This window comes from Rhodothermus profundi (assembly GCF_900142415.1).
GTDB classification, from domain to species: Bacteria; Bacteroidota; Rhodothermia; order Rhodothermales; family Rhodothermaceae; genus Rhodothermus; species Rhodothermus profundi.
In genome coordinates this window covers 57,192-77,615 of record NZ_FRAU01000009.1, presented here as the reverse complement: position 1 = coordinate 77,615, position 20,424 = coordinate 57,192, and the positions used below count along the sequence as shown (strand labels likewise).

General features: G+C 59.0%; 18 protein-coding genes. 10 read left to right on the top strand and 8 right to left on the bottom strand.

Annotated elements, in window-relative coordinates; all coding sequences use genetic code 11:
• Positions 1-8: 8 nt before the first annotated feature.
• Positions 9-650, bottom strand: coding sequence for an LON peptidase substrate-binding domain-containing protein (locus BUA15_RS11900; protein WP_072716213.1), 642 nt, complete (start codon positions 648-650; stop codon positions 9-11).
• Positions 651-789: 139 nt separating this feature from the next.
• Between BUA15_RS11900 and BUA15_RS11895 the strand changes: the two genes are divergently transcribed.
• The gene (locus BUA15_RS11895; protein ID WP_072716212.1) at positions 790-2,136 is read left to right on the top strand and encodes a hypothetical protein; all 1,347 of its coding nucleotides are present in this window, start codon (positions 790-792) and stop codon (positions 2,134-2,136) included.
• Here the strand turns inward: BUA15_RS11895 and nadA are convergent, their stop codons facing one another.
• The 4 genes from nadA to BUA15_RS11875 form a co-directional block, all read right to left on the bottom strand.
• Positions 2,137-3,129 (bottom strand): quinolinate synthase NadA, encoded by a 993-nt coding sequence (gene nadA / locus BUA15_RS11890; RefSeq protein WP_072716211.1) that lies wholly within the window; start codon positions 3,127-3,129, stop codon positions 2,137-2,139.
• A gap of 64 nt (positions 3,130-3,193) precedes the next feature.
• A complete protein-coding gene (locus tag BUA15_RS11885) occupies positions 3,194-3,883 on the bottom strand; it encodes an ABC transporter ATP-binding protein (RefSeq protein ID WP_072716210.1) in 690 nt (229 codons plus the stop codon).
• Between the two features lie 8 nt (positions 3,884-3,891).
• Positions 3,892-5,277 carry a sigma-54-dependent transcriptional regulator gene (locus tag BUA15_RS11880; RefSeq protein WP_072716209.1) on the bottom strand — a complete coding sequence of 462 codons (1,386 nt, stop codon included), beginning with the start codon at positions 5,275-5,277 and terminating at the stop codon, positions 3,892-3,894.
• A gap of 18 nt (positions 5,278-5,295) precedes the next feature.
• Entirely contained in the window at positions 5,296-6,003 is a 708-nt protein-coding gene (locus BUA15_RS11875; protein WP_072716208.1) for a tetratricopeptide repeat protein, read from the bottom strand.
• A gap of 231 nt (positions 6,004-6,234) precedes the next feature.
• Here BUA15_RS11875 and gap point away from each other — a divergent pair, with 231 nt between their 5' ends.
• The 7 genes from gap to BUA15_RS11840 all read left to right on the top strand — a co-directional run bounded on the left by gap (position 6,235) and on the right by BUA15_RS11840 (position 15,292).
• Positions 6,235-7,257, top strand: coding sequence for a type I glyceraldehyde-3-phosphate dehydrogenase (gap, locus tag BUA15_RS11870; protein ID WP_072716207.1), 1,023 nt, complete (start codon positions 6,235-6,237; stop codon positions 7,255-7,257).
• Between the two features lie 94 nt (positions 7,258-7,351).
• Positions 7,352-8,560: a phosphoglycerate kinase gene (locus tag BUA15_RS11865; RefSeq protein WP_072716259.1), complete on the top strand. Its 1,209-nt coding sequence runs from the start codon at positions 7,352-7,354 to the stop codon at positions 8,558-8,560.
• 185 nt (positions 8,561-8,745) lie between these two features.
• Complete coding sequence (locus BUA15_RS11860) at positions 8,746-9,636, top strand: dimethylarginine dimethylaminohydrolase family protein (protein ID WP_072716206.1); 891 nt, start codon at positions 8,746-8,748, stop codon at positions 9,634-9,636.
• 3 nt (positions 9,637-9,639) lie between these two features.
• Positions 9,640-10,758, top strand: a complete 1,119-nt coding sequence (locus BUA15_RS11855) for a prephenate dehydrogenase (protein ID WP_072716205.1) — start codon at positions 9,640-9,642, stop codon at positions 10,756-10,758.
• A 30-nt stretch (positions 10,759-10,788) separates the two neighbouring features.
• Positions 10,789-11,916, top strand: a complete 1,128-nt coding sequence (gcvT, locus tag BUA15_RS11850; protein WP_072716204.1) for a glycine cleavage system aminomethyltransferase GcvT — start codon at positions 10,789-10,791, stop codon at positions 11,914-11,916.
• Positions 11,917-12,024: 108 nt separating this feature from the next.
• Entirely contained in the window at positions 12,025-12,774 is a 750-nt protein-coding gene (locus BUA15_RS11845) for a 2-phosphosulfolactate phosphatase (protein ID WP_072716203.1), read from the top strand.
• 52 nt (positions 12,775-12,826) lie between these two features.
• Complete coding sequence (locus tag BUA15_RS11840; RefSeq protein ID WP_072716202.1) at positions 12,827-15,292, top strand: FtsK/SpoIIIE family DNA translocase; 2,466 nt, start codon at positions 12,827-12,829, stop codon at positions 15,290-15,292.
• Positions 15,293-15,482: 190 nt separating this feature from the next.
• On the opposite strand, the gene BUA15_RS11835 is transcribed toward BUA15_RS11840, so the two are convergent.
• Together BUA15_RS11835 and prmC are read right to left on the bottom strand one after the other, a co-directional pair.
• On the bottom strand, positions 15,483-15,944 hold the full coding sequence (locus BUA15_RS11835) for a type I restriction enzyme HsdR N-terminal domain-containing protein (protein WP_072716201.1): 462 nt from the start codon (positions 15,942-15,944) through the stop codon (positions 15,483-15,485).
• Between the two features lie 48 nt (positions 15,945-15,992).
• On the bottom strand, positions 15,993-16,877 hold the full coding sequence (gene prmC / locus BUA15_RS11830; RefSeq protein WP_245772033.1) for a peptide chain release factor N(5)-glutamine methyltransferase: 885 nt from the start codon (positions 16,875-16,877) through the stop codon (positions 15,993-15,995).
• 55 nt (positions 16,878-16,932) lie between these two features.
• Between prmC and BUA15_RS11825 the strand changes: the two genes are divergently transcribed.
• Positions 16,933-17,724, top strand: coding sequence for an SDR family NAD(P)-dependent oxidoreductase (locus BUA15_RS11825; protein WP_072716199.1), 792 nt, complete (start codon positions 16,933-16,935; stop codon positions 17,722-17,724).
• Positions 17,725-17,848: 124 nt separating this feature from the next.
• The gene (glgP, locus tag BUA15_RS11820) at positions 17,849-19,921 is read left to right on the top strand and encodes an alpha-glucan family phosphorylase (RefSeq protein ID WP_072716198.1); all 2,073 of its coding nucleotides are present in this window, start codon (positions 17,849-17,851) and stop codon (positions 19,919-19,921) included.
• A gap of 82 nt (positions 19,922-20,003) precedes the next feature.
• On the opposite strand, the gene BUA15_RS11815 is transcribed toward glgP, so the two are convergent.
• Positions 20,004-20,399 (bottom strand): high-potential iron-sulfur protein, encoded by a 396-nt coding sequence (locus BUA15_RS11815; RefSeq protein WP_072716197.1) that lies wholly within the window; start codon positions 20,397-20,399, stop codon positions 20,004-20,006.
• Between the last annotated feature and the right edge of the window lie 25 nt (positions 20,400-20,424).

Genomic DNA, 20,424 nt, shown 5'->3' with positions numbered 1-20,424 from the left:
TAACTCCGTTACTTCGAGGGCTTCGATGAACGATCTTCCGGAAAATGGCCATTAGACTGCACGCGCCGCCGCACGGCCTCCATCTGCTCGACCTGCGGCAGCAACCGTTCCAGATGCGCCACAAGATACGCCACGCGTTCGTTTTCTGTCAGTAGCTCCAGCACTTCCTGCTGCTGTTGCACCGTCAGCCCGGCATTTGGAGCAATTCTGTAGGACAGATACCGCACATTCTGATAGATCGAAGGGCGCACGGTGCGCCCCACCAGCTCTAACAGACGCATGTGCTGCGTGATCAGGCGCTCGCGCAGGGCGCGCTCTGGTGTCTGCCAGGGTTCGACGATCTGCTCAACATCGGCTGTCAGATAAGGCTGATCCGAGTAGAGCTGAACGATCCGAAACCGTTCTTCGCCGGTTACCAGAATATCCATGCGACCATCGGCATAGCGCGCCAGCACCTGGGTAATACGAGCCAGCGATCCCACCTGCGCCAGCTTTCCAGCTTCGGCCAACACAATGCCGAACTGCCGATTTTCTTCCAGGCAACGCGCCATTAACATGCGGTAGCGGGGCTCAAAAATGTGCAAAGGAAGCTGCTCGCCAGGATATAAGACGACTTCCAGTGGGAAAAGTGGTAACCGTTCGATTAGCATAATGGTCTGGACTGTCTTTCCCCGCCCGGCAGAAACGTAATGAACGGGCGGGGGAGCGAGTTTCCATTTCGAACAGGTTGAACAGGGATTCCTTGTGAGGATGTTGTATTTTTGCGTCTGGTAGACCTGTAGGCTTTCTATGGTGCCCCGTCGCTGCGCAATCGTCACTGTCTGGCTGCTTCTGCTACGTACCGACGTAACGCCGGCCCAGACGCTCTGGCAGCCGTTCCGTTTTGGGTCGGCCGACGATCCGGCCGAACAGGTGCAACGCGTCTGGTGGCGCCGAGAACACCAGGTGGAAAGCTGGGGAGGGGCTTCCCTCATTGGTGCCCACTGGCGGCTGGGCACACGCTGGATTTTTACCTTCGTTACCCGTTCGCTGACGGGGCGGCTCGACGCCACGCTACGAACCGGACTGTACGGCACCTACCGAGCCGATTTCGATAGCCCTTACGACGCCCTGCGCCTCATTGACTTTCTACGCTACAATCCCCCCCGTCACCGCCCCGTCCACCTGCGGGTGGGCCCCCTGACGCGCACGCGACTGGGCACCGGGCACGTGGTGGATTTTTTCAACACGACGACCGCCTGGGATGACCGCACGATCGGGCTGGAACTGGGATGGTCTGACTCCATCATCGATCTGGAATGGTTTGTGGCCGACCTGCTGTCCGCTCAGGTGGCTGGCGGACGCATCGGTCTGCGCCCTTTCTTCTGGGCACGTGACGTGCGCACCCAGTCCTTCACGCTGGGCTTTAGCTACGTGCGCGATCCTGCTTTTCGCCGCCATGCCCGCCTGGAAGCCTTCAATGTGGATCTGAGCTTTAATACACTGCGCGCCCGCACGTTTGCCCTGATGCCCTTTGTTAGCCTGGCCCACTATCGTCACTATGGAAGTGGTCTGCGCCTGGGCGTCTCCTTCCAGAGTCCCAACTTTATCGATCTGATGGCATTCCAGCTCCGCCTGGGCCTTGATTACGATGGCGAAGCCTTTCTACCTGGTTTTGTGGGGCCTTTTTATCCTGTCCATAACCTGCAGACGCGGATTCTGGATGCCGATGCTTACCCGGAGGCCACACGCTACGCGGGCGTTGCTCTTAACGAAGCCCGGGGCGGCAATGCATTTTTCACGGAAATCCATCTGCTTTTCCCCCGTCGCTTTGAATTCTGGTACTACTTCCGGCGCCACTACGGCACGCAGCGCCTCAGCACCTTTCACCTACGGCTTTTTTTGCGCACCCGCGAGCTGCAATTTCAGACGGGTATCAGTCGCACGGGACTCGACGACTTTTTTTCGTTGTTTCAGAAAATGAGCGACCAGAGCTGGCTGCTGTTTGAGGTGCGCTATCGGCTTGGCCGCGCGCTGTGGCTGCTGGTGCATGCACGCTATACGTTTGAGCGCCTGCGTCCTGCCGCTGACGGCACGCGCCGGTATCTGGTGCAACGCCGCTTTGAACCGATGACAGGTTTCCGATGGACGCTGTAGCTATCGAATGTCGCGGCTCATTTCCAGCATGCGCAGGATGGGTCGCAGCGCCCGCTGCCGGAGCTCTTCGTCCATGGTAATTTCAGGTTGCTCGTAGCGCAGCGCCAGATACAGTTTCTCCAGCGTGTGCAGTCGCATGTGGGGGCACTGGCTACAGTTGCAACCGTTATCCGGCGGTGCCGGAATAAACGTTTTTTCCGGACAATCTTTGCGCATCTGGTGCAGAATCCCCTCCTCTGTGGCCACAATAAACGTGGTATGCGGACTTTCCCGGGCAAAACGACGAATGGCCGAGGTTGAGCCGATAAAGTCCGCATGCTGCAGCACGGCCTCTTCGCATTCTGGATGGGCCAGCACCAGCGCATCCGGGTAGCGGGCCTTGAGCTGCAAGATCTTCTTTTCACTGAAGGTTTCGTGCACAATGCAGATTCCATCCCAGAGCACCATGTCGCGTCCGGTTTTGCGGATCAGGTAGCGTCCCAGGTTGCGATCCGGCGCGAACAGAATGGGCTGCTCCGGAGGAATCTGGCGGACAATGTGCTCCGCATTGGACGAGGTGCAGATAATGTCGCTGAGCGCCTTAACAGCAGCCGAGCAGTTGATGTAGGAAATAACCAGGTGGTCTGGATACTGCGCCTTGAATGCTGCGAAAGCGTCGGCCGGACAGCTATCGGCCAGCGAGCAACCGGCATTCAAGTCGGGAATGACCACTTTCTTATCCGGATTGAGAATCTTGGCCGTTTCGGCCATGAAGTGAACGCCGGCAAAGACGATCAGGTCGGCATCGGTTTCGGCAGCTTTGCGGGACAGCCCCAGCGAGTCGCCGATATAGTCGGCCAGGTCCTGAATAATTGGCTCCTGATAATAATGCGCCAGAATGATCGCGTTTTTCTCCTTTCGGAGACGGTTAATTTCTGCGATCAGGTCGAGCGACGGATCGATCGGAATGTCGATATAGCCAATTACCGGATCCAGCACTACGGGTTCGGTCATAACGCAGGAGCCATTGCAGCGGTTGATCTTCCGGTCCGCTTTTACGCCAGGCAGACAAAGACGTTCAGGAAGGAATGGACTCAGGCACGAGGCGTCCCTGCTCGAGTCGGAGCACTCGATCGGCCTGGGCGGCCAATGTCAAATTGTGCGTAGCAATAACAAAGGTTTGCCCCACTTCGCGGCTCAGGCGCAGGATCTCGTGATGGAGCGTTTCGGCTGTGCGCACGTCCAGATTGCCGGTAGGTTCATCGGCCAGCACAACGGCTGGTCGGTTCATGAGCGCCCGCGCCACGGCCACGCGCTGCTGCTCACCGCCCGAGAGCATCGAAGGTCGATGCTCTGCCCGATCAGCCAGGCCCAGCAGTTTCAGCAAGGCCAACGCGCGCGGACGCGCTTCGCGGAGCGTCTGGCCCTGGATAAGGGCAGGCATGGCCACATTCTCCAGAGCTGTAAATTCTGGAAGCAAGTGGTGAAATTGAAAGACGAATCCAATGGTCCGGTTGCGGAAATCAGCCAGCGCTTCGTCATCCAACGTAAAGATATTTCGGCCATCGTAGCGCACCTCCCCCCGATCTGGTCGATCCAGCGCGCCCAGCAGATGCAATAGCGTGCTCTTACCCGTGCCGCTTTCACCTACGATAGCCACCACCTCCCCTGCTTCAACCGTCAGGTGCAGTCCTTGCAATACCTGCAACCGCCCACCTGAGCCGGTTGGATAGCTTTTCCACAGGTCGATGACTTCCAGCAGGGGCATGCGCGTCCTCAGGCTTCCCGGCGGATGCCGTACTTGGCCAGCTTGTTGTACAGATGCGAACGTTGAATGCCAATGGCTTCGGCCGTCTTACTGATGTTCCAGCCGAATTCTTGAAGCTTGTGCTCCAGGAAGAGCTTTTCAGCCGCATCCCGAAACGCCGCAAATGTCGGATAGCGCTCGATTAATTCCTGAAGCGAGCCCGACCCAGACACCTCGGCCGGATGCACATAGCGCTGCACATCGCGCGCCGTAATGGTCGGGCCATCACTTAAGATGAGCAGTCGTTCGACGACATTGTATAGCTCCCGCACGTTCCCGCGCCATTCATATCGCTTGAGCTGTTCCAGAGCTGCCGGCTCGAACGCTTTGGGAGGCATACCGTTTCGCCGGGCCAGACGCTCCAGCGCATACTGGGCAATGATGGGAATGTCGCTGCGTCGCTCTCGAAGCGGGGGGACCTGAATCAGAATAACACTGAGCCGATGGTAGAGATCTTCGCGGAACTTCCCTTCTTCCACCAGCTTCCAGAGGTCTTTGTTCGTAGCAGCCACCACCCGTACATCCACGGGAATGGAACGCTCCCCGCCTACGCGTTGAATCCGGTTTTCTTGAAGGGCCCGCAACACTTTTGCCTGGGCGGCCAGGCTCATGTCGCCGATTTCGTCCAGGAACAGCGTGCCGCCATGCGCTTGCTCGAACTTACCAATGCGCAGCCGCGTAGCCCCGGTAAACGCCCCCTTCTCGTGCCCGAACAGTTCACTTTCAATTAATTCGCTGGGGATAGCCGCACAGTTTACTTCCACCATGGGGCCATCCTTACGCCGAGAGAGGTGATGGATCCAGCGGGCCACCAGTTCTTTACCGGTGCCGGGCTCTCCGGTGATGAGCACCCGGGCCTCTGTGGGAGCCACCCGCTGAATTGTCTCCAGCACCTGTCGAATGGCCGGACTTTCACCCAGGATGGGCGTTAGCTCTCCTTCCCACCGCTCGCTCAGTACCTGGCGGATCCGTCGGTTTTCAGTCTGGAGTTGACCGCGCTCCAGCGCGTTGCGGACCGTCAGCAACAGCCGATTCAGGTCCGGTGGTTTCTCAATAAAGTCAAAGGCGCCCAGGCGCGTGGCCTCCACGGCCGTTTCAATCGTACCGTGACCGGAGATCATAACCACCGGTACCTCCGGCTGCTCGGCCGCCAACGTGCGCAGCACTTCCATGCCATCACGCCGCGGCATTTTAATGTCGAGCAGCACCAGGTCATAACGTCCCGCACGCAGCTTTTCCAGCGCTTCGTCTCCATCAACCGCCTCATCGACGGTATATCCTTCATATTCCAGAATTTCACGAAGCGTGCGCCGGATGCTGCGCTCGTCGTCGACGACCAGAATAGTTGCCGCCATGGATAAGGATCGGTCGGCTCAGGATGCCTGCGAAGCACGCGCTGCAATGCGCGCCAGCGCGATTTCGGCCTCCGTGGCCTGCAGGGCCTCTGGATAGCGCTCCCGCAGCGTCTCGTACATGCGCCGGGCAGCCTCCAGATTGCCAACGATTTCGTAGTTGCGTCCTGCACGCAGCAAGTAGTGCGGCGTCAGGACCGGGTTGTCGTAGCGATCCGCCGCTCGTCGATACAGCTCGGCAGCGCGTTCATGTTCTCCTTTGTTTTCATAGACCGCCGCCTGCCCGGCCAGCGCAGCGGCCGCTAGCATGGGATCATCGCTGTCAAAAGCCGCCCATAGTTCCAGCGCCTGCTCATATTCGCCCAGCCGATACAGCGCATCGGCTGCGTAGAAACGAGCTAGATTACCGGCATTTGTATGGCCATAGGCGCGGGCCAGCTCCAGCAATCCGGAACGGCCGTCTGCCCCGTCCAGCGCCTCCCGATACTTCCCCTGCTCGTAAAGCGGAAGCACCTCGCCCAGCAGTTGCTGCGCCTGCTGCTCTTGCTGTTGCTGGTAATAAGAATAGCCAATCAAGCCCAAAATGATCACCACAATGACTGCCCCCCCCACATAGATTTCCCTGCGACGACGGTAGTAAAAATCCAGCCAGCGGGCATAAAGCGTGACAACCGTATCTTCCCGCAGCGCTTTGCGCTTTGACGCATCCGTTCGCGAAGCAACGGCCATTTCGACTCCTTATGCTTGATTGTAGAATGAAGGTGGTAAAATAGTCGCCTTTCCCTATAGAAACAACGGACGTTGGTTCAACGCTGGCCTGCCAGAACGTTTCCCTATCAGATAACACGTGTTTTGCTCAGATTTTCGTTAAATTCCGTAGGGCCTTCTCGCTAGAAGGCCACCTTTCGCGTATTCTTAGAGGAGGCATCCTCCGAACCTGTAAAAAACGGAGAGCGAACCATGGCGATCAAACTGGGCATTAACGGTTTTGGGCGCATCGGCCGGCTCGTCCTGCGTTCGATCCTGGAGCGTAATTTGACCGACCAGATCGACGTAGTCGGTGTCAACGACATTACCGACGCAGCTACCCTGGCTCATCTGTTCAAATATGACTCGGTGCACGGCCCGTTTCCAGGCGAAGTGCGCGTAGAAGGCGATGAACTGGTCGTCAACGGCGAACGCTTTCGCGTCTTCAGCGAGCGTGATCCCAAAAATCTACCCTGGGGCGAGCTGGACTGCGACGTGGTCATCGAATCGACCGGAATTTTCCGCTCCCGCGAAAAGGCTGCGCAGCATCTGGAAGCTGGCGCCAAAAAGGTGATCATTTCTGCGCCCGCGAAGGGTGAAGTGGATGCGACGATTGTTATTGGTGTCAATGATCACATCCTGACCGGAAAAGAGCAGGTGGTCTCGAACGCAAGCTGCACGACGAACTGCCTGGCTCCCATGGTCAAGGTGCTGGACGACGCCTTCGGCGTGCGGCGCGGCTTCATGGTAACCGTGCACGCCTACACCGCCGACCAACGGCTTCAGGATGCGCCGCACAGCGACCTGCGGCGTGCCCGTGCCGCTGCGTTGTCCATCATCCCGACCACAACCGGGGCCGCCAAAGCCGTTGGTCTGGTGCTCCCTCACCTGCAGGGCAAGCTGGATGGATTCGCCCTGCGCGTGCCCGTACCGGACGGTTCTATCACGGACTTTACAGCCGAGCTGGCGCGAGAAGTCACCGTGGAGGAGGTCAACGAAGCCTTCCGCAAAGCAGCCGAAAATGAACTCAAGGGCATTCTGCAGTACGTCGAAGATCCGATCGTCTCGTCGGACATCATTCACAACCCCCATTCCTGCATCTTCGATAGCCTCTCAACCATGGTGAACGGGACAATGGTCAAGGTGGTAGGCTGGTACGATAACGAATGGGGGTATGCCTGCCGGACCGTAGACCTTGTGGGCAAGCTCATGGCAGTCGCCGAGCCCGCCGGATGAACGCGTTGCGCACAGACAGACGCAGGGAGAACGGGCAGGCCTACCTGCCGTTCTCCCTTTTTCATGCATTTGCCGATCAAACCCTATGCCTGCCATGCCAACGCTTCGCAAGCTGACCATTGACGACCTCGACCTGAAAGGCAAACGCGTGCTGGTACGCGTCGATTTCAACGTGCCGCTCAAAGAAAACGAACAGGGCAACCTGGTCGTTGCCGACGACACGCGCATTCGGGAAACCCTGCCTACCATTCGAGCTATCCTGCAGGCAGGCGGCAAGGCGATCTTGATGAGCCACCTGGGTCGCCCCAAGGGCAAACCCGACCCTAAATACAGCCTGGCGCCGGTAGCCCGCCGCCTCGAAGAGCTGCTGGGCGTGCGCGTCCGCTTCGTGAGCAATATTGTGGGAGAGGCCGTTCGCCAGGCCATTCACAGCATGCCAGAGGGCGGCGTACTTCTGCTCGAAAACACACGCTTCCATCCCGGTGAGACGAAAAACGATCCGGAACTGGCCCGTCAATTGGCCGAACTGGCCGATGTATACATCAACGATGCCTTTGGGTCGGCCCATCGCGCTCACGCTTCCACCGAGGGCGTTGCGCACTATGTCAGGCAGGCGGCTATGGGCTATCTGATGAAGCGCGAAGTGGAATATCTGAGTCGCCTGCTGGACCATCCTGAGCACCCCTTCGTGGCAATTCTGGGGGGTGCCAAGGTCTCTGATAAGATCGGGGTGATTAAAAACCTGCTACCCCGTGTTGATCGGCTGCTCATTGGAGGCGCCATGAGTTATACCTTCCTCAAAGCTCTGGGCCACGGGGTAGGCGCCTCGCGCGTAGAGGAAGATCGCCTGGAAGAGGCCCGAACGCTCTACGAAACAGCAGCCGGTAAAATGATGCTCCCCGTCGATCACGTGGTGGCCCCTGAATTTTCCAACGACGCCCCCAGGCAGGTTGTCGAAAGAGACATTCCCGAAGGCCTCATGGGCTTAGACATTGGTCCCAAGACGATCGCGCGCTACCGCGAAGAAATCCTACAGGCGCGCACAGTAGTCTGGAATGGCCCCATGGGGGTCTTTGAAATGTCCAACTTTGCCCAGGGCACCTTTGCTATCGCTGAGGCGCTGGCGGAGGCTACCGACCGAGGCGCCCTGACCGTGGTAGGCGGCGGCGACTCGGTGGCCGCCATCACGCAGGCTGGCTACGCAGACCGCGTCAGCCATGTCTCGACAGGTGGCGGTGCCATGTTAGAATTCCTGGAAGGCAAAACGTTGCCGGGCCTGGCAGCGCTAACCGACAAGCCATAACTTTCCTGAAGCGTTTCAGGAAAGCCCGATTCCAGAGGTCGGGCTTTTCGTACGGAAGCCCTTCCAGGGGATACGTGTACGCTGGCGGATGCCGCAAACAGTCTTCCCTGAATTATCTGCAGGCTGGATTCAGGCTGTAACTTTTAGCCCAGCTACTTCGCCAACCATCAGAAAGGCAAAGTGTCATGCGCTATCTGAAAGCCGACCAGCTCGACTTCACAATTGAAACGACACCGCCCATGCCCCTGCCCCGGCGCGTGCTCATGGTAACCCCTGATCACTTCGACGTGGTCTATGTGATCAACCCGCACATGGAAGGACACGTCGGGCAAATAGACCGCACCCTCGCCCGTCAGCAATGGGAAGCCTTGCGCGACACCTACCAGAAGCTTGGCTTTGACGTGCACGTGCTGGAAGGGGCGCCTGGCTTACCTGACATGGTGTTTTGCGCCAACCAGACCCTTCCCTTTCTGCAAGAAAACGGCCAGCGCGGCGTCGTGCTGAGCCGGATGCACGCCCCCCAGCGCCGCGCTGAGGTACCTTACCTTGCCCGCTTCTTTGAAGCCCAGGGCTATACGCTACGCTCTATTCCAGAGGACGTGCCAGGGAGCTTTGAGGGCATGGGAGATGCGCTCTGGCACCCCGGCCACGCCCTCCTCTGGGGAGGATACGGCTTTCGAACCGATCCGGCCGTCTACGAATGGCTGGCGCAAACGCTGGGCGTCCGCGTGATTACGCTCCATCTAACCGATCCAGACTTTTACCACCTGGACACTTGTCTGAGCCTGCTGGACGCAGGCACCGCACTCTACGTGCCGGCCGCTTTCGACGACGAAGGCCGCGCCCTGCTGCATCGCCTGATCCCCCATCTAATCGAAGTGCCTGAGCGCGAAGCTCGTGAACTCTTGGCCTGCAACGCCCACTGCCCGGATGGCCGTCATGTATTGATCCAGCGAGGTTGCACCGAAACTATTGCGCGGCTCCGCGCAGCAGGTTTCGAACCTATTGAACTGGAAACCAGTGAATTTTTAAAGTCTGGCGGTTCTGTCTTTTGCATGAAACTGATGTTCTTCTGAGCAATGATCGAGCGGATCACCATCTGCGGCCTGGGTCTGATCGGCGGGTCCCTGGCAATGGCCTGGAAGCGAGCGCGCCCTGAGCTGCATCTGACTGCTTTTGACCGACGCGAGGTGTTGGCCCAGGCGCGCGATCTTGGCGTGGTGGATGCGACCGCAGAAGACATAGCCGACGCAGTCGCAGAAGCTGACCTGGTCGTACTAGCAGCACCCGTACGTGGCATTCTGTATTTGCTGGAAGAAATTGGGCCCCACCTTAAGCCAGGCACCCGCGTAACCGACGTCTGCGGCGTCAAGCGTCCTATTATGGCGCATGCCCGGGCTACGTTGCCAGACACCGTCACGTTCATCGGGGGCCATCCAATGGCAGGCTCGGAACGACGCGGTCTGGCTCATGCCGATCCGTTTCTGTTCGAGAATGCTACCTACGTGCTGTGCCCCCCACCCACCCTCTCGGCTGAAACCCTGCAGCAAGCGCACGGCGACCTGCTGGAGTTGATCCGTCTCCTGGGCGCTCGCGTGCTCCTGCTCGACGCCGAGCGCCATGACGCCATTGCAGCTACCGTTAGCCACCTTCCTCAACTGCTGGCCGTCCTGCTTGTCAACACCGCCGCAGAACGGAGCAAGGGCGACGACACGTTCCTGCAACTGGCAGCCGGCGGCTTTCGGGACATGACCCGCATCGCTTCCTCTCCCTTTGACCTGTGGCGCGACGTGCTCTTTGCCAACGAAGGCCCCCTACTCGACACGCTCGGCCATTTTGCTGCCAACCTGCAGCGCCTGCGCAACCGCCTCATCGAAGAAGATGAGCAGGCACTCCAACAGGCCTTTGAACAGGCCCGTCAGACGCGCGCCCGCATCCCTCGTGATACCAAAGGCTTTCTACATCCCCTGGCTGATCTGTTTGTCCGCATCGAGGATCGCCCCGGCGCACTCTACCGAATCACGCGCGCCCTCTATGAAGCCGGACTCAATATTCAGGATATCGAACTGCTAAAAATCCGCGAAGGCATGGGCGGTACATTCCGCCTGGGCTTTGCCACCGAAGCCGATGCCGATCAGGCCTGCCAGGTGCTCCGGCAAGCTGGCATTGAAGCCTTCCGTCCTGACAATGAAAGATAAGCCGTCAAAAAACCAACCATCGATGCAATTATGGCTGAAACCATGCAAAAACGCACGCCTCTCTACGACCGGCATATGGCCCTGGGTGCTCGCATGATGCGCTTTGGCGGCTTCGAAATGCCGGTGCAGTACACCAGTATCATTGACGAACACCTGGCCGTCCGCCAGGCAGCCGGCCTGTTTGACGTGTCCCACATGGGAGAGATTTTCGTCCGAGGCCCCCGCGCCTTTGAATTCGTGCAACAGCTTATCACAAACGATGCCAGCCGGCTCTACGACGGCCGGGCGCTTTACACTGTCATGTGCACACCTGAGGGCGGCGTTGTGGACGATCTGCTGGTCTACCGCTTCGACGCGGAGACGTACCTGCTGGTCGTTAACGCAGCCAACATTGAAAAAGACTTTGCCTGGATGCAGGAGCACAACTCCATGGGAGCCCAGCTAGAAAATCGCTCAGACGAAATCGCCCTGTTGGCACTGCAGGGACCGGCCGCCTTTACGATTGCCCGGCACTTTGTGCCCGATCTGTCCCCGGACAACCCCCGCTACTACCATTTTCGGGTCATGGAACCCGGCACCTTTCTGGGATGTCGCTGGGCCGTCCTCTCACACACAGGCTACACCGGTGAGCCAGGCCTGGAAATCTACTGCTACGCCGACGAAGCCGCTAACGTCTGGGATGCCCTGCTCGAAGTAGGCCAGGCGCATGGCCTGAAGCCAGCCGGCCTGGGCGCCCGCGACACGCTCCGGCTGGAAGCCGGCTACTGCCTTTATGGGAACGAACTGGATGAATCCACCAATCCGCTGGAGGCCGGATTAAGCTGGGTCGTTAAATTCGATAAGGGACATTTTATTGGCCGCGAAGCATTGCTGCGCATTAAGGAAGCCGGACCAGCACGGCGCTTGATCGGGCTTGTTCTGGAGGCACGGGGGATTCCCCGCGCAGGTTACCCCATCGTTGATGCTACCGAAACCCCTATCGGCCAGGTAACCAGCGGCAGTCTCTCTCCTGTTTTGCAACAGGGTATTGCCCTGGGATACGTTCCCAACCAACCCGCCTACACCGAGCCGGGACAACCGCTTGGCGTACAGATCAGACGCCAGATTCTACCAGCCCACGTGCATAAACCACCGTTCGTCAAGCTTCACAAAAAATAACAACCCTGTAGGCCGACGACTCCGGTGCGCTGTCGTAACTTTTACGTCTCACGCCATTCAGACCGAAGCCCGAAAAGACCGAGCGCAGCGCAGGAAACCCCGATTGCGATGAACGTAGAGGTTTTTCTGACCGGTCATCAGGTCGGCGAAGAAGATGTCGAAGGGCGCACCGTCGTGGTGATCGACGTGCTGCGGGCTTCTTCGACCATTATCACAGCCCTGGCAAATGGCGCGCGCGCCGTCATTCCCGTAGCCGATATGGACCAGGCGGGCAAGATCGCCATGAACCTAGACCCCAGTACCTATCTGCTGGGAGGCGAACGCGACGGCGATCGCATCGACGGCTATCACCTGGGCAATTCACCGTTGGAATACACGCCGGACGTAGTCCAGGGCAAAACAATCATTCTGAACACAACAAATGGCACACGTACCATCTGGAACGCCCGCAGCGCACAGCACCTGGTAATTGGCAGCTTTCTGAACGCAGACCAGGTTGTCCAATTTATCCGAAAAGCGAAACTGGATGTTACGATTATCTGCGCGGGCCGCAATAACCGGGTTGCGCTAGACGATACGCTCTGCGCCGGCCTGATCCTCTATCGCCTCTGGGAAGGCCAGGAACCTGAACACGTTAGTGACGCCGCCCACATCGCACTGACCCAGTATCTGCACGACCGAGATCGGCTGGCACACGCGCTGCGCCATAGCAACCATGCCCGCTGGCTCAGTGCAAAAGGCTACGGCGCGGACGTGGAGTACTGCCTGCAACTGGACGTCTGTTCGGTGCTACCCTATTACCGAGAAAATCGCCTCGTAGTACACAAACAACAAAAGCCCTCCGAATCCGCGAGCTGATACCGGCGTACAGATGCTGGCGTGGCGCGGTAGGGAGTTGTATCTTTAAGGCATGGCCACTAAAACGTCCAGGCGTCGGCGCAGCGCACGTAAAACGACGACCGAAGCGGCTCCAGCTATTTCACCGGCTCGTCGGCGCGAAATTCTGGGGCTGACGCTCATGGTGCTCGGGGTGCTTCTCACCCTGGCGCTTGTAACCTATCAGCCTTCTGACAATGCGCTCGCCCGGCATTTCTCGCTTCAAGCTGCGCTGGATCCAGGCAACAATCGCGCAGAAAATGCGCTGGGACTGGTAGGAGCGGCGCTGGCTTACCTGTTGGTGGCGCGGCTGTTTGGCTATGCTTCGGTGCTGCTCACAGGTCTATTGGTCGCCTGGGGTTATACCATTTTTCGCGGCCGACGCCCGCGCGCCCTACCTTTGTTTACGAGCCTTCTGTTGCTCCTGGTGCCCTTACTGGCCGCCAGTTTCGGGTGGATTGGCGTGGTTTTCAACACCGATCTCCATACCTGGTCCGGTGATCTGGGACTGGCCCTGGCCGGCTGGATGACGCAGGTCTTCGGCTCCGTCGGAGCGCTGGGGCTGCTACTACTCGGTCTGGTCTCCACCACGTTGCTGCTCATTGACCATGACCTTCAGCGCTCGTTCGACCGGCTAGAACGCCTGCTGGCTAGCCTGCAAGAAAGTGTGCGCCGTCGATGGAAAAGCTGGCGGCAACGCCAGACCGAACGCCGTCGCGAACGCGCAGGAAGCTCCCAACGTCCGCACCGCCCAAACACTCCACCATCCCGGGCTTCCTCCTCACCTGCTCCCCCCACTCCTGAACCTCGTCCCACACCAGCCATCACAGACAGTACTCCCTCAGAAGAAGCTGTGCCGCGGCATGAACTGCTGCGCAACTTGATGCATGACGCACCGCCCTCCGCTCCTCCAGCTCCTCGCCAACCTGAACTGGTCGTCCGCCAGGGCATCAAGGAAGAACGCGCCGACCACATCGAACGCCCTGCAGCACTTCCCGCTACTGCTACACTCCCCCCGTACACCCCACCGCCCATTGATCTGCTCGACGAAGCCGAAACGCACGAACGCCGCATCGATTACGAGGAACTGGAAGAAAACAAACGCATCCTGCTGGACAAGCTGGCCACCTATAATATCGAAATCACTTCAATCAATGCGATCGTCGGACCGACCGTCACGCTTTACGAGTTAACCCCTGCACCCGGCGTCAAGATCAGCAAAATCACGGCGCTGGAAGACGACCTTGCCATGGCCCTTGCCGCTCCTGGCATCCGCATGATTGCTCCTATCCCGGGCAAGTCGGCCATTGGCGTGGAAATTCCCAACCGACACCGCGAGCTGGTCCGCATTCGTGACGTAATTGGCACGGCCCGCTTCCGGGATGCGCAGATGGAACTGCCCATTGCCCTGGGCAAGACGATCGAAGGAGAAGTGTTTCTGCAGGACCTGACCCGCTTGCCTCACCTGCTCATAGCGGGTTCAACAGGCTCGGGCAAATCGGTAGGTCTGAATGCCCTCATCACCGGGCTGCTCTACGCCTGCCACCCGGCCAACCTCAAATTCGTGATGATCGACCCTAAGAAAATTGAACTGCAGCAATACGCGACCGTGGTCGATCACTTTCTGGCACTTCCAGAAAACGCTGAAGACCCGATCATCACTGACTGTGCGCAGGCGCTGGCCGTCCTGAAAAGCTGCGAGCGCGAAATGGAGCAACGCTACGACCTGCTCGCTAAGGCTGGCGTGCGAAGCATAAAAGATTACAACCGTCGCCTCCAGGAAGGTGCCCTTTCTCCGGAAGAAGGACATCGTCACCTGCCTTACATCGTTGTGATCATCGACGAACTGGCCGATCTCATGATGACAGCGGGCAAAGACATCGAAGGTCCTATCGCTCGCCTGGCTCAGATGGCTCGTGCCGTCGGCATTCATCTGGTACTAGCCACGCAGCGTCCTTCGGTCGACGTCATCACAGGGCTGATTAAAGCGAACTTTCCTGCCCGCATTGCCTATCAAGTAGCCACCAAGGTGGACTCCCGCACCATTATCGACCAGAACGGAGCCGAAGGCCTGGTAGGAAATGGCGACATGCTCTTCATGATGGGTAGCCACCTGGTACGGCTGCAGGGTCCCTTTGTCTCAATTGACGAGGTAGAACGCGTCACACGCTTTATTGCCGAGCAGCCAGGCCCCGGTCCCTATTTGCTGCCCGGTCTCGAAGACGAGCAAAGCGATGAAGTGGGCGGCAACGGAAGTGGCGACAGCTACGATGAACTCTTTGAGGAAGCGGCCCGCATAATCGTCCGCAGCCAGCAGGGATCGGTCTCGCTGCTCCAGCGCAAGCTCTCTATTGGTTACACGCGGGCCGCGCGGATTGTGGACCAGCTCGAAGCCGCCGGCATTGTAGGCCCGTTTGAAGGCTCCAAAGCCCGCCGCGTGCTCGTGCAGACCGAAGCTGAGCTTGACGAACTGCTTCGCACGCTCCGCTCCCCTTCCTGATTCGCCAGCGCTCCTGCAATCCCTGCCTACCGAACAGCTCCTTCCTCCCACCATTTGCCGGCATTCCCCCGGGGAGGCCCCCCGCACTTCCCAACAGAACAAGACCAGAGCAGGAGCGGCATCAACGTTCAGGGCCGCTCCTTTTGTCCCCTACCTCTAGAAGACTTCAGAAGGCGCATCAGCTGGCTGGCTACATCCTGCGTATCATCTCCGCAAACGAAGGAAGATGGGTCAGGGGAGTCATGGTATGGCGCGCAGAATCAATACGCCAGGCATAGTGCACCTGCCCATTTGTAACAAGCAGATAGGGTGCGCGGACTACGCGGTTGTAGCGACCGGCTTGTTCCACCACCTCCTGCGTGATCGACACTGACGGTGCCTTGCATTCGGCTAGCAATAACGGACGCCCTTGCCGGTCATACACCAGCAAATCAGCCCGCCGCGCCATTCCCTGGTCTGCAAACGATACCTCCAGGGCCACCAGGGAAGGCGGGCAGCCCAGCGCCTGCACCAGATACTGCGCCAGATGCTGCCGCACCCATTCTTCCGGCGTCAACCGCACCCAGCGCCGTCGCAACGGATCCAGCAAATATACCTGGCCGCCTCGCCGCTGCAATCGAAACGAATAGGCTGGAAAATTCAAAGCTTCCATTGGCGTCGTGGGAAGGTTGTCTTTCTTCCATGAAACGCCTCAGCCCCCCTATGAAAGCTTCCAGGCCCATACCAGCCGAGGGTTACCGGCCAGATCATGCTCCAGCCGCACCTTCTCATACCCCGACCGTTCAAAGAGCCGGACCACGTCGCTTCCGTAATGCGCGTGCACCTCACAGGCCAATCGTCCGCCCTGCTTTAACAGAACGTGGCCATGCCGGGCCAGCGCACGGTAGAAACGGAGCGGGTCCTCGCCCGCATACAGGGCGATTGGAGGCTCGTAATCTCGCACTTCAGGGGGGAGTTCATCCGCTTCGTGCCACGCCAGGTAAGGTGGATTGGACACTATCAGGTCAAACGAACCAGGAACGCTCTCCGGAAACGACGTTGCCAGCACATCAGCTACCACCCAGTGCACGTTCAGCCTCAGTCGTCTGGCATTGCGCTGCGCAATCGTTAGCGCGTCCAGACTGATGTCGCAGGCCCACACCTCCGCATCCGGTCGGTGATGTTTGATAGCCAGCGCAATGCAGCCACTGCCTGTCCCCACGTCCAGCACGCGTTGTGCCGGAGCAGCAGGCATTTCCTGCAGCACTTGCTCGGTCAGCCACTCTGTCTCCGGACGCGGCACCAACACCCCGGGTCCTACCTCCAGTCGAAGCCCTAAGAATTCCACATATCCCAGCACATATTGCAGCGGCTCACGCCGCAGGCGCCGCGTCAGTAACGCAGCAACATGCGCCTGCCGGGCTGCATCGACCGGTCGCTCCGGGTACGCGTAAAGCTGCGCTCGAGAACACCCGAGCACCTCACAAAGTATCCATTCAGCGTTCCGACGCGCGTCGGGCACTCCGGCTGCCTCCAGTCGTTGGATAGCCTGTTGCAATAGCTCAGCCTGCGTGATGGTCTGACGCACCTCCTGTCCGTTGGCCATGATCATACCGCTTTCATGAACGGTCCGTTACGTGATTTGCTTCCAGCCAGGTGCCATGAAAACTTTCAAACATAAAACCATCCTGATCACCGGGGCCTCAAGCGGCATCGGAGAGGCCATGGTCTACCAACTGCTTGATCCAACCGTTAAACTGCTGCTGGTAGCTCGCTCGGAAGCAAAACTGCAGACCATGGCGGCGACCTTGAACCGTCAGGGAGTCCAGGCGCAGCCTTATCCATGCGATCTAGCTCAACCTGGCGCAGCCGAAAGATTGTTCCAACGCATCACCGAGGACGGCCACCGGGTGGACGTACTCATCAACAATGCAGGCTTCGGCAAATATGGCCGCTTCGATCAGATCAGTCTGGCTGATACGCTAGAAATGCTCCGGCTCAACATTGAGAACCTGGTAGCGCTCACCCACCTCTGCCTTCCTCATATGCTGGAACGCGGCGATGCAGGCATCCTGAACGTAGCTTCAACGGCCGGATTTCAGGGCATCCCCTACCTGACCGTTTATGCGGCTACCAAAAGCTTTGTCATTGCCTTCTCTGAAGCGCTCCACGCAGAGTACAGCCCCCACGGGATTACGGTAACCTGCCTGTGTCCGGGTCCCACAACCACCGCCTTTCAGGAACGTGCCGGTATGCCGGTTGAAGGCCTTCGGCGCCTGATGGAATCCCCCGAGAAGGTAGCGGCAGCAGGTCTGCGGGCCCTACTGCGAGGCGAAATCGTGCACGTTAGCGGCGCAGCCAATGCAGTGGTTGCCCATCTCAGCCAGCTTACTCCCCGACGGATGCGGCTGGCCATCACGCAACAACTGCTGGGTCCCCGCGATGACGCCTGAGCCCACTCCTTTTACCGTCCACCGAAAAAATGCGACCGTCGGTTAAAACAGGGATTGATGTAAACGCTTACCTTCTTATCTTTGGGCTTCGTTCGCCGAAAACAATCTAAACCATCTATTGCCCATGACAACCCGTGATAAATTAGAGACTCTGGCGGCCAACCTGTGGTGGAGCTGGCATCCCGAAGCGCTCCAATTATTTGCGCAATTAAATCCCGAAGCTTTTCGGGCGTCGCGCCACAATCCCCTGGCAGCCCTTCGCGCCGCCGATCCGGCCGTGCTGAACGACCGGCCTTTTCAGCAAGAGGTTGACCGCGTCTACGAAGCCTTTCAGGCCTATCTGAACCGTCCGGCGCGGATTCCGAACGCTCCTCGCACGGTGTACTTCTGCATGGAATACGGCCTGCACGAAAGCCTGCCTTTTTACGCGGGAGGCCTGGGCGTACTGGCTGGCGACCATATCAAAGCGGCCTCTGATCTCGGACTGCCTATGGCAGCGGTAGGGCTCTTCCTGCGGGAAGGATATTTCCGCCAGCGCTTTGACCCCAGTGGCTGGCAACTGGCCGACTACCCTGCCATGGATCCGCTGGACCATCCCATGTCGCTGGTGCATGGCCCAGACGGATACCCCCTGGTGATCACCGTTCACCTCGGACAACGCCCCCTGTACCTGCGCGCCTGGAAGCTGGACGTAGGCCGCGTGCCGCTGTATCTGCTCGACGCCTCGTTTGCCGCTAATCCTGAGCCGCTGCGCGTCCTGACGCGTCGGCTCTACCAGGGCGACCGCCGCATTCGTCTGCAACAGGAAATTATCCTGGGAATCGGCGGCGTCCGCTTGCTTCGAGCGCTGGCACAGGACTTTGAGGTGTACCACCTGAACGAAGGCCACTGTGCACTGGTCGCGCTCGAATTGCTTCGGGAACGACTGGCTGCAGGCGACGAACGCGAAGCAGCCGAAGCCTGGGTGCGTCAGCGCTGCGTCTTCACCACCCATACGCCGGTCATGGCCGGGCACGACCGCTTTGATCCGGCGCTCTTTCTGGAGCAAATGGAGACGTTTCGCCACCAGCTTGGCCTCTCGGAAACGGACCTGCTGGCCTATGGCCGCGTCAATCCCAGCGACAGCACAGAATCCTTCAATATGACCGTGCTGGGGCTCAAGCTGTCGCGTAAGGCCAACGGAGTTTCAGCCATCAATGGCCTGGTAGCACGCCGGCAGTGGCACCACCTGTACCCGGAGCGCCCCGTTAACGAGGTGCCTATTGGCCACATTACCAATGGCGTGCACCTGCCTACCTGGATCGTTGCCCATGCCCGCCCTTTTCTGGAGCAGCACCTGGGCGACTGGCTTGAAGGTCGCTTCAACGTAGAAATCTGGAAAAAGGTAGATGAGATTTCCGATGCCGAACTCTGGCAGTACCGCTGCATGCTACGCCGCCGGTTGATTGAGTTCGTCAATGAATATGTCAAACAGCAGTCGCTTCCCCAGGAGGCCCATCTGCACCCTGACGTATTGACCATCGGATTCGCGCGGCGCTTTGCGACCTACAAGCGGGCTCCTCTCCTCTTTGAGGATATGGAACGAGCAATCCAGCTCTTCTCTCGGGAAGATCGGCCCATCCAGATGATCTACGCGGGCAAGGCGCACCCGGCCGACGATGGCGGGAAACGTTTCATTCAGCAGATCTACGAGATCACCCAGCATCCAGCCTTTCGCGGTAAAGTCGTCTTCCTGGAAGACTACGACATGCACATCGCGCGGATGCTCGTCTCGGGGTGCGATGTCTGGCTGAACAATCCACGTCGCCCACTGGAGGCCAGCGGCACCAGCGGTCAGAAAACGGCCGTGCACGGCGGGCTGAACCTTTCGGTGTTGGATGGCTGGTGGCCGGAAGGCTATAACGGCCAAAACGGCTGGGCCTTTGGCCGCGAGGCAACTGGCTATTACGAAGATCCCGTGACGCAGGATGTGGAAGACCGGGAAGCGCTCTACCGGGTGCTGGAATACGAAGTGCTGCCGGCTTTTTACGACCGCAATGGCGAAGGGCTGCCCATCCGATGGCTAGCTCGCATGCGACAGGCGCTGCGCACAATCCCTGCCCAGTTCAACGCCGTACGTATGGTGCGCGAGTACGTGGAACAAATTTATCGCCCCGTAGAGGAGCCAGCCCCTACTCCCACAACGAACGGAAAGTAGGCCGCTTGCTGCCATGGCCCTATCAAAAAAAAAAAAAGCCCCATCGCGCGGTGGGGCTTTTTTGTGGCAGCATATTGCAATGTTAGCTAACCTTCTGCACCCACGACGTGCAGTACCCATCTGGATGGATGGGACCTTTGATGAGCTGGCAGGCCCCGCACTGGTTAGGACTCTCGGCCGGAATAAACAGCTGGCAGTTGCTGCAGGTTTTGTCGGGGTAGGGCGAATGGTCGGTGTATTGCAGGCTTTCGCGCATTTGAATTTCTTCCGCAGTCAAACCCGACACATCCGTGCAGGAGAAGTCTGCACTGGCGGCAGCAGCCGTATCGACTGAAGCAGCCTCTGGTTGCGGAGCTGTCTGTTGTTGCTGCTGCCCTCCTCCACAGGCGCTCAGCAATGAACTGGCGCCTAGCCCGGCCAGCCCAAGAGCTCCAACGCGCAGCAGAAAGTCGCGACGAGTGACGCGTTTGTCGTCCATGAGCGCTTCAGGTCTTGGTTCAAGG

What these genes read in the sequence shown, in the direction of transcription:
- BUA15_RS11900 (WP_072716213.1), bottom strand. Translation starts at nt 650, where the DNA reads ATGCTAATCGAACGGTTACCACTTTTCCCACTGGAAGTCGTCTTATAT.
- BUA15_RS11895 (WP_072716212.1), top strand. Translation starts at nt 790, where the DNA reads ATGGTGCCCCGTCGCTGCGCAATCGTCACTGTCTGGCTGCTTCTGCTA.
- nadA (WP_072716211.1), bottom strand. Translation starts at nt 3,129, where the DNA reads ATGACCGAACCCGTAGTGCTGGATCCGGTAATTGGCTATATCGACATT.
- BUA15_RS11885 (WP_072716210.1), bottom strand. Translation starts at nt 3,883, where the DNA reads ATGCCCCTGCTGGAAGTCATCGACCTGTGGAAAAGCTATCCAACCGGC.
- BUA15_RS11880 (WP_072716209.1), bottom strand. Translation starts at nt 5,277, where the DNA reads ATGGCGGCAACTATTCTGGTCGTCGACGACGAGCGCAGCATCCGGCGC.
- BUA15_RS11875 (WP_072716208.1), bottom strand. Translation starts at nt 6,003, where the DNA reads ATGGCCGTTGCTTCGCGAACGGATGCGTCAAAGCGCAAAGCGCTGCGG.
- gap (WP_072716207.1), top strand. Translation starts at nt 6,235, where the DNA reads ATGGCGATCAAACTGGGCATTAACGGTTTTGGGCGCATCGGCCGGCTC.
- BUA15_RS11865 (WP_072716259.1), top strand. Translation starts at nt 7,352, where the DNA reads ATGCCAACGCTTCGCAAGCTGACCATTGACGACCTCGACCTGAAAGGC.
- BUA15_RS11860 (WP_072716206.1), top strand. Translation starts at nt 8,746, where the DNA reads ATGCGCTATCTGAAAGCCGACCAGCTCGACTTCACAATTGAAACGACA.
- BUA15_RS11855 (WP_072716205.1), top strand. Translation starts at nt 9,640, where the DNA reads ATGATCGAGCGGATCACCATCTGCGGCCTGGGTCTGATCGGCGGGTCC.
- gcvT (WP_072716204.1), top strand. Translation starts at nt 10,789, where the DNA reads ATGGCTGAAACCATGCAAAAACGCACGCCTCTCTACGACCGGCATATG.
- BUA15_RS11845 (WP_072716203.1), top strand. Translation starts at nt 12,025, where the DNA reads ATGAACGTAGAGGTTTTTCTGACCGGTCATCAGGTCGGCGAAGAAGAT.
- BUA15_RS11840 (WP_072716202.1), top strand. Translation starts at nt 12,827, where the DNA reads ATGGCCACTAAAACGTCCAGGCGTCGGCGCAGCGCACGTAAAACGACG.
- BUA15_RS11835 (WP_072716201.1), bottom strand. Translation starts at nt 15,944, where the DNA reads ATGGAAGCTTTGAATTTTCCAGCCTATTCGTTTCGATTGCAGCGGCGA.
- prmC (WP_245772033.1), bottom strand. Translation starts at nt 16,877, where the DNA reads ATGGCCAACGGACAGGAGGTGCGTCAGACCATCACGCAGGCTGAGCTA.
- BUA15_RS11825 (WP_072716199.1), top strand. Translation starts at nt 16,933, where the DNA reads ATGAAAACTTTCAAACATAAAACCATCCTGATCACCGGGGCCTCAAGC.
- glgP (WP_072716198.1), top strand. Translation starts at nt 17,849, where the DNA reads ATGACAACCCGTGATAAATTAGAGACTCTGGCGGCCAACCTGTGGTGG.
- BUA15_RS11815 (WP_072716197.1), bottom strand. Translation starts at nt 20,399, where the DNA reads ATGGACGACAAACGCGTCACTCGTCGCGACTTTCTGCTGCGCGTTGGA.